Genomic DNA, 14791 nt, shown 5'->3' with positions numbered 1-14791 from the left:
TGCGTCGAGACAACTTCACATCCGACAGGGGAGCGCACAGCGCTGAGAGTGCGGGCCGGTGCCCGCAGACCCTCGAACCTGATCTGGGTAATGCCAGCGCAGGGAGTTCGGTCGACCTCCAGCCGCGCCGCCGTCCGGTGACCACCGGGCGCGGCGTGCGTCTTCTCCTGGTTCCTCACCTGAACTGGGAGTCAGTCATGAACCACACCGACAGCAACCGCTGGCGCACCGTCGACATCGTCGTCGCCTCGGTGATCGCCGTCGCCTTCGGCGTCATCTTCTGGGCCTGGGGGCTGCTCTGGGGCGCCACGGACGCGGCCTTCGCGTTCTTCCCGCCCGCGCAGACACTCATCTACGGCGTCTGGCTGGTGCCGGCCGTGCTCGGCGGGCTGGTCATCCGCAAGCCCGGCGCCTCGCTCTACTGCGAGCTGCTGGCGGCGATCATCTCGGCGCTGCTGGGCAGCCAGTGGGGCGGCATCGTCATCGTGCAGGGCCTCATGCAGGGCCTCGGCGCCGAGTTGGCCTTCGCCGCGTTCCGCTACCGCGCGTACCGGCTGCCGGTCGCCCTGCTGGCGGGCGCGCTGACCGGCCTGACCGCGGCGATCTTCGACTTCGTCTACTGGAACAAGACCTACGACCTGGTCAACTACCGCCTGCCCTATGCCCTGCTGACCATCGTCAGCGCCACCGTGATCGCCGGCCTGGGCTCACACTTCCTCACCCGAGCCCTGGCCAACACCGGCGTCCTGGACCGCTTCCCCGCGGGCCGCGACCGAGCCCTGGTGTAACCGCCCCGAGACCGCGTTGATCAAGAGGTTTGCGTCGGCGAGAGCGGTTCTGCTGACGCAAACCTCTTGATCAACCAAGCTGGGCCGAGAGGGGAGGTGGGCGCGTGGGTGCCGTGCAGTTGCGGGGGTTCGGGTGGCGGCATGCCGGGCGGAAGGGCTGGGCTCTCCGGGGCGTCGACCTGCGCGTTGAGGTTGGGGAGCGCGTTCTGCTGCTGGGGCCCTCGGGGGCCGGGAAGAGCACTCTGCTCGCGGCGCTGGCCGGTCTGCTGCCCGAGGACTCCGGTGAGCAGGAGGGCACCGTCGAGATCGACGGGCTCGACCCGCGCAAGGCCCGGGAACGGGTCGGCATCGTCTTCCAGGACCCGGAGACCCAGCTCGTCATGGCCCGCTGCGGCGACGACGTGGCGTTCGGGCTGGAGAACCGGGGCGTGCCCGCCGAGGAGATCTGGCCCCGCGTGGACGAGGCGCTGCGCCGGGTCGGCTTCCCTTACGACCGGGACCGGCCCACGGCGGCCCTGAGCGGCGGCGAGCAGCAGCGGCTCGCGCTGGCCGGCACGCTCGCCCTGCGGCCGGGGCTGCTGCTGCTCGACGAGCCGACCGCCAACCTCGACCCGGCCGGCGCCGATCTGGTCCGCCGGGCCGTCGCCGACGCCCTCGACGCGGACACCACGCTGATCCTCGTCGAGCACCGGGTCGCCGAGGCGCTGCCGCTGGTCGACCGGGTCGTCGTGCTGGAGCCCGGCGGCGGGGTGCGCGCCGACGGGCCGCCCGAGGCGGTGTTCGCCGCGCACGGCGACGCCCTCGCCGCCGCCGGGGTCTGGGTGCCGGGCCGCACCGTGCCGCCCCGGCACGCCACCACGCCGCCCGGCGAGGTGCTGCTCACCGCCGACCGGCTCGGCCTGCCGCCCCGGCTGGCCCCCACCGACCTCCGGGTACGCGCCGGCGAAGCCCTCGCCGTCCTCGGCCCGAACGGCGCCGGCAAGTCCACCCTGGCCCTGCTGCTCGGCGGTCTGCTCCGCCCCGGCGCCGGCGCGGTCGTCGCCACCCCCGCGCTCGCCGGCCGGGACGCGCGCACTCCCCCGCACCGCTGGCGGGCCCCCGCCCTGGCCGGCCGGATCGGCTCCGTCTTCCAGGACCCGGAGCACCAGTTCGTCACGAGCACCGTGCGGGACGAGTTGGCCCTCGGTCCGCGCCGCACCGGGCAGCCCGAGGCGGCCGTGACGGCCACCGTGGACGCGCTGCTGGAGCGGCTGCGGCTGGACCGGCTGGCGGACGCCAACCCGTACACCCTCTCGGGCGGCGAGGCGCGGCGGCTGAGCGTGGCGACCGCCCTGGCCACCGCGCCCCGCCTGCTGATCTGCGACGAGCCCACCTTCGGCCAGGACCGGCGGACCTGGCGGGAGCTGGTCGACCTCCTGGCGGACCTGCGCGACGCCGGCCACGGCGTCGTCGCGGTCACCCACGACCCGGACTTCGTCGCCGCGCTGGCCGACAGGACGATCATCCTGGAGCGCCGAGCACCCGGCCCCGACCGGACGATCAACCTGGAGCACCGGTGATCAGCGTGGAGCCGGTCGCCGCGCCCGGGGCGCCGCTGGCGCGGCGCAACCCGGTGGCGAAGCTGGCCGCCGCGCTGGTCTTCACCCTGATCCTGGTGGCCACCCTCGACCCGGTGGCCCCGGCCATCGCCATCGCCGTCGAGCTGGCGGTGCTGCCGCTGTTCGGCGTCCGCTACGGCGTGCTGGCCCGGCGGGCCTGGCCGCTGCTGGCCGGCGCCGGCGGCATCCTGGTCACGCTGGTGCTCTTCGCGGCCGACCGCTCGGGCCGGGTGCTGGTCGAGGCCGGCCCGGTCCTGGTCACCGAGGGCGTGCTGGTCACCGCGCTGGGTCTGGTGCTGCGGATGCTCGCCGTGGCGCTGCCCGGGATCCTGGTCTTCGCCACCACCGACCCCACCGACCTGGCCGACGCGCTGATCCAGAACGCGAAGGCGCCCGCCCGGTTCGCCATCGGCGCGCTGGCCGCGTTCCGGCTGGTGCCGCTGCTGGAGGAGGAGTGGCGGATGATCAGCATGGCCCGCCGGGCGCGGGGCGTGGACGCCGGCCGCAACCCGATCGCCAAGCTGCGGCTGTTCGGGTCGACGGCGTTCGCGCTGCTGGTCGGGGCGATCCGGCGGGGCACCCGGCTGGCCGTGGCCATGGACGCCCGGGGCTTCGACGCCGGCACCCCGCGTACGGTCGCCCGGCGCCAGCGCTTCACCCGTGCCGACGGCCTGCTGGTGGTGGCCGCCGGGGCGCTGGCCGCGGCGGCGCTGACGGTCAGCGTGGTGCTGGGCACCTTCCGGCCGCTGATCGGCTGACCGGCCGCCGCAGGCAGAGCGGCTCGGGTTGCGGCGGGTCGTCCCGACGGAGGGACACCACGTACTGCCGCAACCCGAGCCGATCAGGGGCCGGTCAGCTGCGCCGGAAGGCGTAGAACTTGGTCTGCCCGGCGCGCCGGCTGCGCCCGGAGAGCCGGGCCTCCCGGCCGGCGGGCGGGCCGGCCTTCGGTGGCGGCGGCGTGTCGGTGCGCCCGGGCAGGGTCACCGGCGCGGCGGGCGCCACGGTGAGCGCGTCGAGATCCGCCGGAGTGAGGTCCACCGGGGACGGCGCGGGCTTGTGGGACTTCTTCGGACTGCGCTTGGCGGGCATACGCTGCCTCCTGACTGTCGGGCACCCGTGGGCACGGCGAGCGGGGAACACCCGGGCGGTCCGACGAGGCATGCGACGCCACCACCGACGGTGGCGCGGAGGATGCGGACGCCCGGGGCGCACGGTCCACGGCGGTTTGCACGGTGGACCGGGCCTGCGAGAGGTGGGCGTCAGTTACGCATGCCGGAACGTTAACCCACCGCCACGCCGACGCGCACCCGATTTACCGGGACGACCGGCGAGGACCGACCGCGACCACGCCCTCACCCGCCGTCGACGTCCCGGCCCCGGGCCGCGCCGCCCGCGATACGGTCGCAGCACGGGCACCGGAGACGAGGGGTGGCGGTACGCATGGCACAGCGGGCGACGGCGCAGATCGGGGTCACCGGCCTGGCGGTGATGGGCCGCAACCTGGCCCGGAACCTGGCCCGGAACGGCTTCACCGTGGCCGTGCACAACCGCTCGCCCGAGCGCACCCGGAGCCTGCTCGCCGAGCACGGCGGCGAGGGCACGTTCGTGGCCTCGGAGTCGATGGCCGACTTCGTCGCCTCGCTGGAGCGCCCGCGCGCCGTGATCGTCATGGTGAAGGCCGGCGCCCCCACCGACGCGGTGATCGACGAACTGGTCCCGCTGCTGGAGGAGGGGGACATCGTCGTCGACTGCGGCAACGCGCACTTCGCCGACACCCGCCGGCGGGAGGAGGCGCTGCGCGGGCACGGGCTGCACTTCGTGGGCACGGGCGTCTCCGGCGGCGAGGAGGGCGCGCTGCGCGGGCCCAGCATCATGCCGGGCGGCTCGGCCGAGTCCTACCGCAAGCTCGGCCCGATCTTCGAGCGGATCGCCGCCCAGGTCGACGGCGTCCCGTGCTGCCGGCACATCGGGCCGGACGGCGCCGGCCACTTCGTGAAGATGGTCCACAACGGCATCGAGTACGCGGACATGCAGCTCATCGCCGAGGCGTACGACCTGCTGCGGGCCGGCCTGTCGGCGAGCCCGGCGGAGATCGCGGAGATCTTCCGGGAGTGGAACGGCGGCGAACTGGAGTCCTTCCTCATCGAGATCACCGCCGAGGTGCTCGGGCACACCGACCCGGCGACCGGCCGGCCCTTCGTCGACGTGGTGCTGGACCAGGCCGAGCAGAAGGGCACCGGCCGGTGGACCGTGCAGAGCGCGCTGGACCTCGGCATCCCCATCACCGGCATCGCCGAGGCCACGTTCGCCCGGTCGCTGTCCGGGCACGCCGACCAGCGCGCCGCCGCCCGCCGCGCGTTCCCCGACGCGGGCGAGAAGTGGCAGGTGGACGACCGGGACACCTTCGTCGAGGACGTGCGGCGCGCGCTGCTGGCCAGCAAGATCGTCGCGTACGCGCAGGGCTTCGACCACATCCGCGCCGGCAGCCGGGAGTACGACTGGGACATCGACCTGGGCGGCACCGCGACCATCTGGCGGGGCGGCTGCATCATCCGGGCGCGCTTCCTGGACCGGATCCGGGAGGCGTACGACACCGAGCGGGACCTGGCCACGCTGCTGGTCGCCCCGTGGTTCGCCGACCGGGTCGGCGCCGGGGTTGCGGCCTGGCGTCGGGTGGTGGCCGACGCGGCCCGGGCGGGTGTGCCCACCCCGGCCTTCTCGTCGTCGCTGGCCTACTTCGACGCCCTGCGGGCCGAGCGGTTGCCGGCCGCGCTGATCCAGGGGCTGCGGGACAACTTCGGCGCGCACACCTACCGCCGGGTGGACCGGGAGGGGTCGTTCCACACGCTCTGGGCGGGCGACCGCTCCGAAGTGGAGGCGTGAGCGCGCTCAGGCGAGCGTGGCGTGCATCTCCCAGACCAGGATCTCCGCCGGCGCGGCGGCGGTGACCCGTTGGCCCCCGGCCATGGTGATCCGGGCCGCGTCGCCCTCACCGAGTTCGCCGGTCCCCTCCAGCGTCACGCCGCCGCTGGGCACGTAGAGGTGCAGGAAGGGCGCGTCGGGCAGGTTCACCGAGTCGCCGGGGCCGAGCCGGGCGGCGTGCAGGGTGGCGTACCGGTTGCGGATCCGGATGGCGGAGGCGCCGTCGTACCGGTCCATCCCGGAGGCGACCGGCACGAGGCCGCCCCGCAGCAGCTCGTCGCCGATCTCGAGCTGCTCGTAGCCGGGGTCGATCCCCTCCTCGTCGGGGAGCACCCACATCTGCACGAAGTGGACCGGGTCCCGGTGCGGGGCGATGTTCTCCAGCCGCCAGGAGTCGTTCTTCTCCGAGTGCAGGATGCCGGTGCCGGCGCTCATCCGCTGGGCCAGGCCGGGATAGATGACGCCGGAGTGGCCGGTGGAGTCCTGGTGCACCAGGGAACCGCGCAGCACCCAGGTGACGATCTCCATGTCCTGGTGCGGGTGAGTCTCGAAACCGGTGCCCGGGTGCACCACGTCGTCGTTGTTGACCAGCAGCAGCCCGTGGTGGGTGTTGGCCGGGTCGTAGTGCCGGGAGAACGAGAAGGAGTGCTTGGAGTCGAGCCACGACAGCCGGGTCTTGAACCGGTCGTCGGCCCGGCGGACGTCCACCGCCGGCGCGGGCATCGTCGCCGTCACCAGGCACGCTGCCCGGTCTCGGCCGGCGCCCAGGTGAGCGCCGGTTCGCCGGTGGCCAGCTCGCCGATCTCGCCGGACCGGACGGCGGGCGTGTGGCCGAGTTCGGCGCAGTGCTGCTCGGCGATCTCCGCGCAGATCTCGGCGACCTGCTCGCAGATCGGGCTGCCCAGGTCCGCCGCGTTCAACGCCATGATCATCTTGAACCGGAGATCGTGCATCCCCCACCCCCGTGGCGGGCGCGTCCCGGCGGCGCGCCCTCGCGCCGATCGTACGCGCGGGCGCCCCGCTCCCGGCCGGAAAGCCGGACGCGGGGCGCCCGCGACACGGTCCGCCGCAACCCTGCGGCGGACCGTCGACGTCACCAGAACCGACGGCGCTTGGCCTTCTGCGGCCGCAGCATGTCGGCGCCCTTGGTGAGCAGTCGGCTCACCCCGCTCGGGCCGCGACGGGCCTCCAGGGTGTGGCTGAGCCGGCGCGCGCCGGCCGCCGCCAGCGGCACGGCGACCGCCATGACCGCCCACTGGGCAATCCGCTTCTGAATCATGTGGGTTCACCTCCGCAATCTGCCTGCTGTCCGGATTGATACCCCGCAGGCGGCGTCGGTAAGCGTGACCTCAGGTGGTGGGTGCCACCGGATTGGGCAGCGCGCCGCCGAAGCGGCGGTCCCGCTGGGCGTAGAGCTCGCAGGCGTACCAGAGGTGGCGGCGGTCGAAGTCCGGCCAGAGGGTGTCGAGGAAGACCAGTTCCGCGTAGGCGCTCTGCCAGAGCAGGAAGTTGGAGGTGCGCTGCTCGCCGGAGGGACGCAGGAAGAGGTCCACCTCGGGGACCTCCGGGTGGTAGAGGTACTTCGCGATGGTCTTCTCGGTGACCTTGCCCGGGTCGATCCGGCCGGCGGCGGCGTCGCGGGCGATCGCGGCGGCGGCGTCGGCGATCTCCGCCTGCCCGCCGTAGTTGACGCAGAACTGGAGGGTCAGCGTCGAGTTGCCGCGGGACATCTCCTCGGCGGTCTGCAACTCGGAGATGACGCTCTTCCAGAGCCGCCCGGCCCGGCCGGACCAGACCACCCGGACGCCCAGGTCGACGAGCTGGTCCCGGCGGCGCCGGATGACGTCCCGGTTGAAGCCCATGAGGAAGCGGACCTCGTCCGGCGAACGCCGCCAGTTCTCGGTGGAGAAGGCGTACGCCGACAGGTAGGGGATGCCCAGCTCGATCGCGCCCTCGATGGTGTCGAAGAGGCTGTGCTCGCCCTGCTCGTGACCCTTGGTCCGGGGCAGCCCGCGCTCCTTGGCCCAGCGGCCGTTGCCGTCCATCACGACGGCGACGTGCTTCGGCAGCGCGTCGCCCGGCAGCGCCGGCGGCCGGGCGCCGGACGGGTGCGGAGTCGGTGGCAGCGGCTCGCGCCGGCCGGCCCTCATCGGTCGGATCACTCGGTCATCTCCCTGTTCACACCAGCGGCGGCGGGCCCGCCTCCGGTGCGCGGCGGGACCACACCCGGCCCCGCGCCGCCGGGCGGCGGGACCGCGCCGGACGCCGGGGCACCCCGGTCGACCAGCGGCAGCGAGCGTAGCGCGCGTTCCAGGTGCCACTGGAGGTGCGCCGCGACCAGGCCACTGCACTCGCGGCGCACACCGGTCTCGGTGGCGTCGGCGTACGCCCAGTCGCCGGTGGTCAGCGCGGACATCAGGTCGATGGTGGCCGGGGCGGGGTGGGCGGCGCCCGGCGGCCGGCAGTCGGGGCAGACCGCGCCGCCGGCCGGGACCGAGAAGGCCCGGTGCCGCCCCGGGGTGCCGCAGACCGCGCACGCGGTCAGCGCGGGCGCCCAGCCGGCGAAGGCCATGCCGCGCAGCAGGTAGGCGTCGAGCACCAGGGTGGTGGCGTGGTCGCCGGTGGCCAGCGAGCGCAGCGCGCCGAGGGTGAGCTGGAACAGCCGCAGCGAGGGCTCCCGCTCGATCGGGGTGAGCCGCTCGGCGGTCTCGGCTATCGCGCTGGCCGCCGTGTAGCGGGGGTAGTCGCCGAGGAAGCGCTTGCCGTAGAGGTCGATGCCCTCCGCCTGGCTGATGGTGTGCAGCGAGCTGCCGTGGTTCCCCTTGGGGTCGCCGGCGAGCTGGAGGTCGACGTGCCCGAACGGCTCCAGCCGGGCGCCGAACTTGCTGGTGGTGCGGCGCACGCCCCGGGCCACCGCGCGCAGCCGACCGTGCCGGCGGGTGAGCAGGGTGATGATCCGGTCGGACTCCCCCAGCTTCTGCACGCGCAGCACCACCGCGTCGTCGCGGTAGAGCTGTCGGCGGTATCCGGCCATCGGGCCATTCTCCCTCGGGGTGCGATCTCAGGGTCTCTTCGGGGTGGACCGGCGGTCGAACCCGGATGCGCCGCCCGCGCGGTCGCCCGTAGCGTCCTGGCCATGGCTCTGCACCGGACCGCCGTCGCCGCCGCCGCGGCCGCCACCCTGATCGTCCTCGCCGGGTGCGACACCCTGTCGTTCCGCCGCCTCGACTACGACCAGACCGAGAGCGCGAAGATCACCCGGATCACCGTGCCGGCCGGCGGCGCGGGTGACATCACGATCCGGGCCACCGGCGCGGCCGACCAGGTGCGGATCAAGCGGATCGTCCGCTACCAGGGCGGGGAGCCGAACACCCGGTACGAGATCAAGGGCGACGAGCTGGTGCTGCCCAACGACTGCGGCCCCCGGTGCACGGTCTCCTGGGAGGTGACCGCCCCGGAAGGCGTGACGGTGCGCGGTGAGACCAGCTCCGGGAACGTCACGCTGAACCGGGTCGGGCCGGTGGACTTCACCCTGAAATCCGGCGACCTCACGGTGACCGAGGCCCGTGGCGAGGTCCGCGCCACCACCACCTCGGGGAACATCGAGGTGGTCGACGCGACGGGCCCGGTCCGGCTGCGCGCCTCCTCCGGCGACATCAGTGCCCGCCGGCTCGCCGCCGGCCTGGACGCGGAGGCCACCTCGGGCAACCTCGTCGTCGAACTGGACCAGCCCGCCGCGGCCCGATTGCACGCCACCAGCGGCGACGTCGACCTGACCGTGCCACCGGGCCGGTACCGGGTGCGGGCGGACGCGAAGTCCGGCGACACCGACCTGAGGGTGCCGGACGACCCGGGCGCCTCCCTGCTGCTCGACGTCTCCGCCACCAGTGGCAACGTGACGGTCCACCAGCGCTGAGGGCGGCCGCCGGTCAGCGCGGCGTGAGGCCGGAGCGCTCCGGCGCGCGGCGCGGGGCCGGCACCCGGGCGCCGGCCGCGGCGAGTGCGGTCTCCGCGCCGGCGGGCGCCGGGCTGGCCGGTGCGGCCGCCGCCCGCTCGGCCACGGTCCGCCGGGGGCGGCCGGGCACCAGTTCCGGGGTACGCCGGGCGGCCAGGTCCTCGACCCAGCCGACCAGCAGGGTGACCACGCCGACCAGCGCGAACACCAGCACCACCCGGATCGCCAGCCCGACCGGGTCCTGGTGCGACCAGCCGACCACGTCCACGAGCGGGGTGAGCGCCGCCACGAACGGCATGTGCCACAGGTAGACGGTCAGCGCGCGCCGGTTCAGCACGGTGACCGCCCGGCCCAGCGCCGGGACGCGGTCCACCCACGGCGCCGCGGCCGGCGCCCGGCCGATCGCCACCAGGATGAACGCCGCCGACCAGAGCGCGTTGCCCAGGTGGATGTCGTTCAGGTCGTACCCGCGCGGGCCGGGATGCGTGAGGATCCAGCCCAGGCCGGCCGCGCCGAGGGCCACCGCGAGCGGGACGAGCACCCGGTTGGCGGTGCGGCGCAGCAGGCCGTCGTGGTGCGCGAAGCCGAGCAGCCAGGCGCCGAAGTACAGGCCGAACTCGCGCAGCACGGTCGGCGGGTCCGCCAGCACGCCGAACTCGATCGCCGCGAGCAGCGCGTACGGGGCCAGCAGGGTGGGCAGCGGGGCCCGGCGGAACAGCCAGAGGGCCACCGGCGAGGCGAGCAGGAACCAGAGGTAGTCCCGGAGGTACCAGATCGGGCTCAGCGTGATGGCGCCCCAGGCGTTGGCCGGTGGGTCGCTGATCGGGAAGAGCCACAGCAGCACCTTCGGGGTGAGCGGCAGCCCGGTGAGCAGCATGGCCGGCACGAAGACCGCGGCGAGCACCCAGAGCGACGGCAGCAGCCGGCGCAGCCGACGCGCCACGGCCGGTACGCCGGTCCGGTCCAGCGACGCGGCCATCAGCGAGCCGGCGAGCGCGAACATCACCGACATCGCCGGGAAGATCAGGGTCAGCGCCGCCCAACCGGTGACGTGGTAGACGACGACTCGAACGATGGCCAGGAAGCGGAGCAGGTCGAGGTATCGGTTTCGCATCAGCTCGCGGGGGCATCGGGGGCGGGGGCAGCAACGCTCCCCTACCCTCCGACCAGGCCGGACGAAACGGCGCGGGGGCCCGGGTCAAAAGTGAAACATCCCATAAAGCCGGCCGATCCGGACCAGCCCGACAACCCCGGAAACGCGGACCGCCGGCCCCCGGGAAGCGGGACCGGCGGTCGGGCGTACCGGGTCAGAAGCCGAGCTTGCGCAACTGCTTCGGGTCGCGCTGCCAGTCCTTCGCGACCCGGACGTGCAGGTCCAGGTAGACCCGGGTGCCGAGCAGCTCCTCGATCTGGCGGCGGGCGGTGGTGCCGACGTGCTTGAGCCGGCTGCCCCGGTGACCGATCACGATCGCCTTCTGGCTCGGTCGCTCCACGTACACGTCCGCGTAGATCTTGGTGACGTTGCCCTCGGCGATCATCTCCTCGACCACCACGGCGATCGAGTGCGGCAGCTCGTCCCGGACGCCCTCCAGAGCCGCCTCGCGGACCAGTTCGGCGACGAGCACCTGCTCCGGGTCGTCGGTGAGCATGTCGTCGGGGTAGAGCTGCGGAGACTCCGGCAGGTAGCCGGTCATCACGTCGACCAGGGTGTCCACCTGGTGCCCGGAGACCGCGCTCACCGGCACCACGTCGGCGAACTCGCCCAGCTCGCTCACCGCGAGCAACTGCTCGGCCAGCCGCTTCTTGTCCACCAGGTCGGTCTTGGTGACCACGGCCAGCACGGTGGCCCGCAGGCTGGCCAGCTCGCCGGTGATGAACCGGTCGCCCCGCCCGATCGGCTCATTCGCCGGGATGCAGAGGCCGATCACGTCGACCTCGCTCCAGGTCTCCCGGACCAGGTCGTTGAGCCGCTCGCCGAGCAACGTGCGGGGACGGTGCAGGCCCGGGGTGTCGACCAGCACGAGCTGTGACTCCGGCCGGTGCAGCACCGCCCGGATGATGTGCCGGGTGGTCTGGGGCTTGTTCGAGGTGATCGCGATCTTGGTGCCGACGATCGCGTTGGTCAGCGTCGACTTGCCGGCGTTCGGCCGCCCCACGAAGCAGCCGAAACCCGCCCGGTAGGGACGCTGCGCGACGTCGCTCACTCGACCACCGTGCCGAGGACGGCGCCGTCCGGCGCGGCCACGTGGATCGGCGCGTCGGCGGAGAGGTCGCGGACCGCGGCGTGCCCGGCGCCGTCCAGCGTCGACGCCTCGGTCACCACGACGGCGGCCTCCAGCCGGCTCGCACCGGCCGCCACCGCGGAGGCGACCGCGAGCTGGAGCGCGGTCAGGGTCAGCGACGGCAGCGCCACGCTGGCCGCCGCGTACGTCCGGCCGTCCTGGTCGCGGACCGCCGCGCCCTCCACGGCGCCCACCCGGCCCCGCGCACCCCGGGCCAGGACGACCAGCTTGCCGTCCTCCGCGCTCAGCTCGGCCGGGTCGGACGGGGTGGGCCGGGCGGCCGGCACGGCGGGTGACTCAGGCATCGGCGGGTTGCCTCTCCTCGGAACGGTTGTGGTTGCCACGGGGGTCGGTCTGCTCGCCGCGCCCCGCGCTGTCCGGCGCGTCGCCCGGCTCGACCCGGCTGACCAGCACGGTGTCGATCCGGTTGCGCCGCCCGGTGGTGCCCTCGGCGATCAGCCGGAGCCCGGCCACCTCGGCGCCGGAGCCCGGGATCGGCACCCGGCCGAGCGCCTGGGCGAGCAGGCCACCGACCGTCTCCACCTCGTCGGTGGGCAGTTCGGTGTCGAACAGCTCGCCCAGATTCTCCACCGGCAGCCGGGCGGTCACCCGCACGGCCCCGTCCGCCAGGCGCTCGACCGGCGGGCGTTCGACATCGTACTCGTCGGTGATCTCGCCGACGATCTCCTCCAGGATGTCCTCGATGGTGACGAGGCCGCCGGTGCCGCCGTACTCGTCGACGACGATGACCAGGTGGTTGCGGGCCGCCTGCATCTCCGAGAGCAGGTCGTCGACCGGCTTGGACTCGGGCACGAAGGTCGCCGGGCGCATCAGCTCGGCCACCGGCATCTGCCGGGCCTCCGGGCTGCCCTGGATCCGCCGGATCAGGTCCTTGAGGTAGAGCACGCCGAGCACGTCGTCGACGTTCTCGCCGATCACCGGGATCCGGGAGAAGCCGGAGCGCAGGAAGAGCGCCAGCGCCTGCGCGAGCGTCTTGGAATCCTCTATCCACACCATCTCGGTGCGGGGCACCATCACCTCGCGGGCGATGGTGTCGCCGAGCGCGAAGACCGAGTGGATCATCTGCCGCTCGCCGTGCTCGACCACGCCGCGCTGCTCGGCCAGGTCGACCAGCTCCCGCAGCTCGACCTGGGTGGCGAACGGCCCCTCCCGGAAGCCGCGCCCCGGGGTGACCGCGTTGCCGATCAGGATCAGCAGCGAGGCCAGCGGGTTGAGCGCCCGGCCCAGCCAGCGCACCAGCGGCGCGACCGCGCGGCCCACCGCGTAGGCGTGCTGCCGGCCCAGGGTGCGCGGCGCGACGCCGACCACCACGAAGCTGACCACGGTCATCGCCCCGGCGGTGACCAGGGCGGCCCGCCAGCCGGCGCCGAAGGTGTCGACGGCCACCAGCGCGACGAGCGTGGTGGCGGTCAGCTCGGCCAGCAGCCGGAGCAGGAGCAGCAGGTTGAGGTGGCGGACCACGTCACCGGCGACCGCCTGGAGGGTACGCGCGCCGCGCGCGCCGTCCCGGGCCAGCTCGGCGGCCCGGGCCGGGGAGACGGCGGCCAGCGCGGCCTCGGTCATCGCGATCAGGCCGGCGAGCACCACCAGCCCCGCCGCGACGGCGAGGAGAGGGAGATCGGGCAGGCCGGCGGGCGCGCCGCCGGCCGCCAGGGTGGCGGTCACTGCGATCGGGTCGACCGCCAGCTGGCCAGCAGTCGCGCCTGGAGACCGAACATCTCCCGCTCCTCCTCCGGCTCGGCGTGGTCGTAGCCGAGCAGGTGCAGCACGCCGTGCACGGTGAGCAGGTGCAGCTCGTCGGCGGTGGAATGCCCGGCGGTGGCCGCCTGCTTGGCCGCCACCTCCGGGCAGAGCACGATGTCGCCGAGCAGAGCCGGTTCACCGCCGGCCGGGGCGCTCTCCCCCGGGCCGTGGTCGACGCTGCCCTCGTCCATGGGGAACGCGAGCACGTCGGTCGGGCCGTCGCCACCCATCCAGCGGTGGTTCAGCTCCGACATGTATTCGATGTCGACCAGCAGCACGGACAGCTCGGCGAGGGGGTTGACCCCCATCTCGTCGAGGGCGTGCCGGGCGACGGCGAGCACGGCGTCGGTGTCGACGTCGACACCGGACTCGTTGGCGATCTCGATGGACAACTGTCTTCCTCTGATGGGTTAGCGGCGCCGGCCGGCCCGGCCGCCCTGGGCGGTCCGCCCGGGCACGGCGTGCACGCTCTGCGCCTGCTGGTTCTCCCGCTCGGCGTCCCAGCGGGCGTACGCGTCGACGATGTCGCCCACCAGCTTGTGGCGGACCACGTCGGAGCTGGAGAGCTGGGCGAAGTGCACGTCCTCGACGTTGCTCAGGATCTCCCGGACCACCCGCAGGCCGCTGGTCGTCCCGCCGGGAAGGTCCACCTGGGTGACGTCACCGGTGACCACGATCTTGGAACCGAAGCCGAGCCGGGTGAGGAACATCTTCATCTGCTCGGGCGTGGTGTTCTGCGCCTCGTCGAGGATGATGAACGCGTCGTTCAGGGTGCGGCCCCGCATGTACGCCAGCGGCGCCACCTCGATGGTGCCGGCGGCCATCAGCTTCGGGATGGACTCCGGGTCGAGCATGTCGTGCAGCGCGTCGTAGAGCGGGCGCAGGTAGGGGTCGATCTTCTCGTTCAGCGTGCCGGGCAGGAAGCCCAGCCGCTCACCCGCCTCGACCGCCGGCCGGGTCAGGATGATCCGGTTGACCTGCTTGGCCTGGAGCGCCTGGACGGCCTTCGCCATGGCCAGGTAGGTCTTGCCCGTGCCGGCCGGGCCGATGCCGAAGACGATGGTGTGCGCGTCGATGGCGTCGACGTAGCGCTTCTGCCCCAGGGTCTTGGGGCGGATGGTGCGACCGCGCCGGGAGAGGATGTTGAGCGTCAGGACCTCGGCGGGCCGCTCGGCGCCGCCCTGCTCGAGCATGCCGACGGTGCGCCGGACGGCATCAGTGGTCAGGGTCTCGCCTTTCTCGATCAGTTCGAGCAGCTCACTGAAGAGGCGCTCGGCGAGGGCGTTGTCGGCGGGCGCGCCGGTGATGGTGATCTCGTTGCCCCGCACGTGGACGTCACTGTTGACCGAGCGTTCGACGAGCCGCAGGATCTCGTCGCCCGCGCCGAGCAGGTTCACCATGATCTTCTGGTCGGGGACCGTGATCCTGGTCTGCACCCGGGGCGGGCCGGGAGGTGGGGTGCCGGTCATAGGTCGGGCCGTC

General features: G+C 73.7%; 17 protein-coding genes and 1 riboswitch. Of the genes, 5 read left to right on the top strand and 12 right to left on the bottom strand.

All coding sequences use genetic code 11. From position 1 onward, the window contains the following. Positions 1–16: 16 nt before the first annotated feature. Positions 17–123: riboswitch (TPP riboswitch) on the top strand. 74 nt (positions 124–197) lie between these two features. From FXF50_RS25540 to FXF50_RS25530, 3 genes are all read left to right on the top strand, one after another. Next, a complete protein-coding gene (locus FXF50_RS25540; protein WP_148431484.1) occupies positions 198–788 on the top strand; it encodes an ECF transporter S component in 591 nt (196 codons plus the stop codon). A 104-nt stretch (positions 789–892) separates the two neighbouring features. After that, positions 893–2347 carry an ABC transporter ATP-binding protein gene (locus tag FXF50_RS25535; RefSeq protein WP_148431483.1) on the top strand — a complete coding sequence of 485 codons (1455 nt, stop codon included), beginning with the start codon at positions 893–895 and terminating at the stop codon, positions 2345–2347. After that, on the top strand, positions 2344–3144 hold the full coding sequence (locus FXF50_RS25530) for an energy-coupling factor transporter transmembrane protein EcfT (RefSeq protein WP_148431482.1): 801 nt from the start codon (positions 2344–2346) through the stop codon (positions 3142–3144). Before FXF50_RS25535 ends, FXF50_RS25530 begins: the two co-directional genes overlap by 4 nt. Before the next feature lie 94 nt (positions 3145–3238). On the opposite strand, the gene FXF50_RS25525 is transcribed toward FXF50_RS25530, so the two are convergent. Further along, positions 3239–3475, bottom strand: coding sequence for a hypothetical protein (locus tag FXF50_RS25525; RefSeq protein ID WP_148431481.1), 237 nt, complete (start codon positions 3473–3475; stop codon positions 3239–3241). A gap of 351 nt (positions 3476–3826) precedes the next feature. On the opposite strand from FXF50_RS25525, the gene gndA reads away from it, so the two are divergent. Continuing rightward, positions 3827–5269 carry an NADP-dependent phosphogluconate dehydrogenase gene (gene gndA / locus FXF50_RS25520; protein WP_148431480.1) on the top strand — a complete coding sequence of 481 codons (1443 nt, stop codon included), beginning with the start codon at positions 3827–3829 and terminating at the stop codon, positions 5267–5269. 6 nt (positions 5270–5275) lie between these two features. Here the strand turns inward: gndA and FXF50_RS25515 are convergent, their stop codons facing one another. The 5 genes from FXF50_RS25515 to recO form a co-directional block, all read right to left on the bottom strand. Next, positions 5276–6043 carry a pirin-like bicupin family protein gene (locus FXF50_RS25515; protein WP_255510188.1) on the bottom strand — a complete coding sequence of 256 codons (768 nt, stop codon included), beginning with the start codon at positions 6041–6043 and terminating at the stop codon, positions 5276–5278. Further along, on the bottom strand, positions 6040–6261 hold the full coding sequence (locus FXF50_RS25510; RefSeq protein ID WP_148431479.1) for a thioredoxin reductase: 222 nt from the start codon (positions 6259–6261) through the stop codon (positions 6040–6042). The genes FXF50_RS25515 and FXF50_RS25510 overlap by 4 nt, the downstream gene beginning before the upstream one ends. 140 nt (positions 6262–6401) lie before the next feature. Beyond that, complete coding sequence (locus FXF50_RS25505; protein ID WP_109943664.1) at positions 6402–6587, bottom strand: hypothetical protein; 186 nt, start codon at positions 6585–6587, stop codon at positions 6402–6404. Positions 6588–6657: 70 nt separating this feature from the next. Beyond that, on the bottom strand, positions 6658–7458 hold the full coding sequence (locus FXF50_RS25500) for an isoprenyl transferase (RefSeq protein WP_148431502.1): 801 nt from the start codon (positions 7456–7458) through the stop codon (positions 6658–6660). 8 nt (positions 7459–7466) lie between these two features. Then, complete coding sequence (recO, locus tag FXF50_RS25495) at positions 7467–8342, bottom strand: DNA repair protein RecO (protein WP_148431478.1); 876 nt, start codon at positions 8340–8342, stop codon at positions 7467–7469. A gap of 102 nt (positions 8343–8444) precedes the next feature. Between recO and FXF50_RS25490 the strand changes: the two genes are divergently transcribed. Next, on the top strand, positions 8445–9224 hold the full coding sequence (locus FXF50_RS25490; protein ID WP_148431477.1) for a DUF4097 family beta strand repeat-containing protein: 780 nt from the start codon (positions 8445–8447) through the stop codon (positions 9222–9224). A gap of 13 nt (positions 9225–9237) precedes the next feature. Here FXF50_RS25490 and FXF50_RS25485 read toward each other — a convergent pair whose 3' ends face one another. The 6 genes from FXF50_RS25485 to FXF50_RS25460 form a co-directional block, all read right to left on the bottom strand. Then, positions 9238–10377: an acyltransferase gene (locus FXF50_RS25485; protein WP_148431476.1), complete on the bottom strand. Its 1140-nt coding sequence runs from the start codon at positions 10375–10377 to the stop codon at positions 9238–9240. Between the two features lie 193 nt (positions 10378–10570). After that, positions 10571–11467: a GTPase Era gene (era, locus tag FXF50_RS25480; protein ID WP_148431475.1), complete on the bottom strand. Its 897-nt coding sequence runs from the start codon at positions 11465–11467 to the stop codon at positions 10571–10573. Further along, a complete protein-coding gene (locus FXF50_RS25475; RefSeq protein WP_148431474.1) occupies positions 11464–11850 on the bottom strand; it encodes a cytidine deaminase in 387 nt (128 codons plus the stop codon). Before FXF50_RS25475 ends, era begins: the two co-directional genes overlap by 4 nt. After that, the gene (locus FXF50_RS25470) at positions 11843–13252 is read right to left on the bottom strand and encodes a hemolysin family protein (RefSeq protein ID WP_148431473.1); all 1410 of its coding nucleotides are present in this window, start codon (positions 13250–13252) and stop codon (positions 11843–11845) included. Before FXF50_RS25470 ends, FXF50_RS25475 begins: the two co-directional genes overlap by 8 nt. After that, positions 13228–13701, bottom strand: coding sequence for an rRNA maturation RNase YbeY (gene ybeY, locus FXF50_RS25465; RefSeq protein WP_148431472.1), 474 nt, complete (start codon positions 13699–13701; stop codon positions 13228–13230). The genes FXF50_RS25470 and ybeY overlap by 25 nt, the downstream gene beginning before the upstream one ends. Positions 13702–13719: 18 nt before the next feature. Next, entirely contained in the window at positions 13720–14778 is a 1059-nt protein-coding gene (locus FXF50_RS25460; protein WP_091319269.1) for a PhoH family protein, read from the bottom strand. Between the last annotated feature and the right edge of the window lie 13 nt (positions 14779–14791).

This window comes from Micromonospora sp. AP08 (assembly GCF_008085935.1).
Classification (GTDB): Bacteria; Actinomycetota; Actinomycetes; order Mycobacteriales; family Micromonosporaceae; genus Micromonospora; species Micromonospora chersina.
This window is presented reverse-complemented; position numbering and strand designations above follow the sequence as displayed.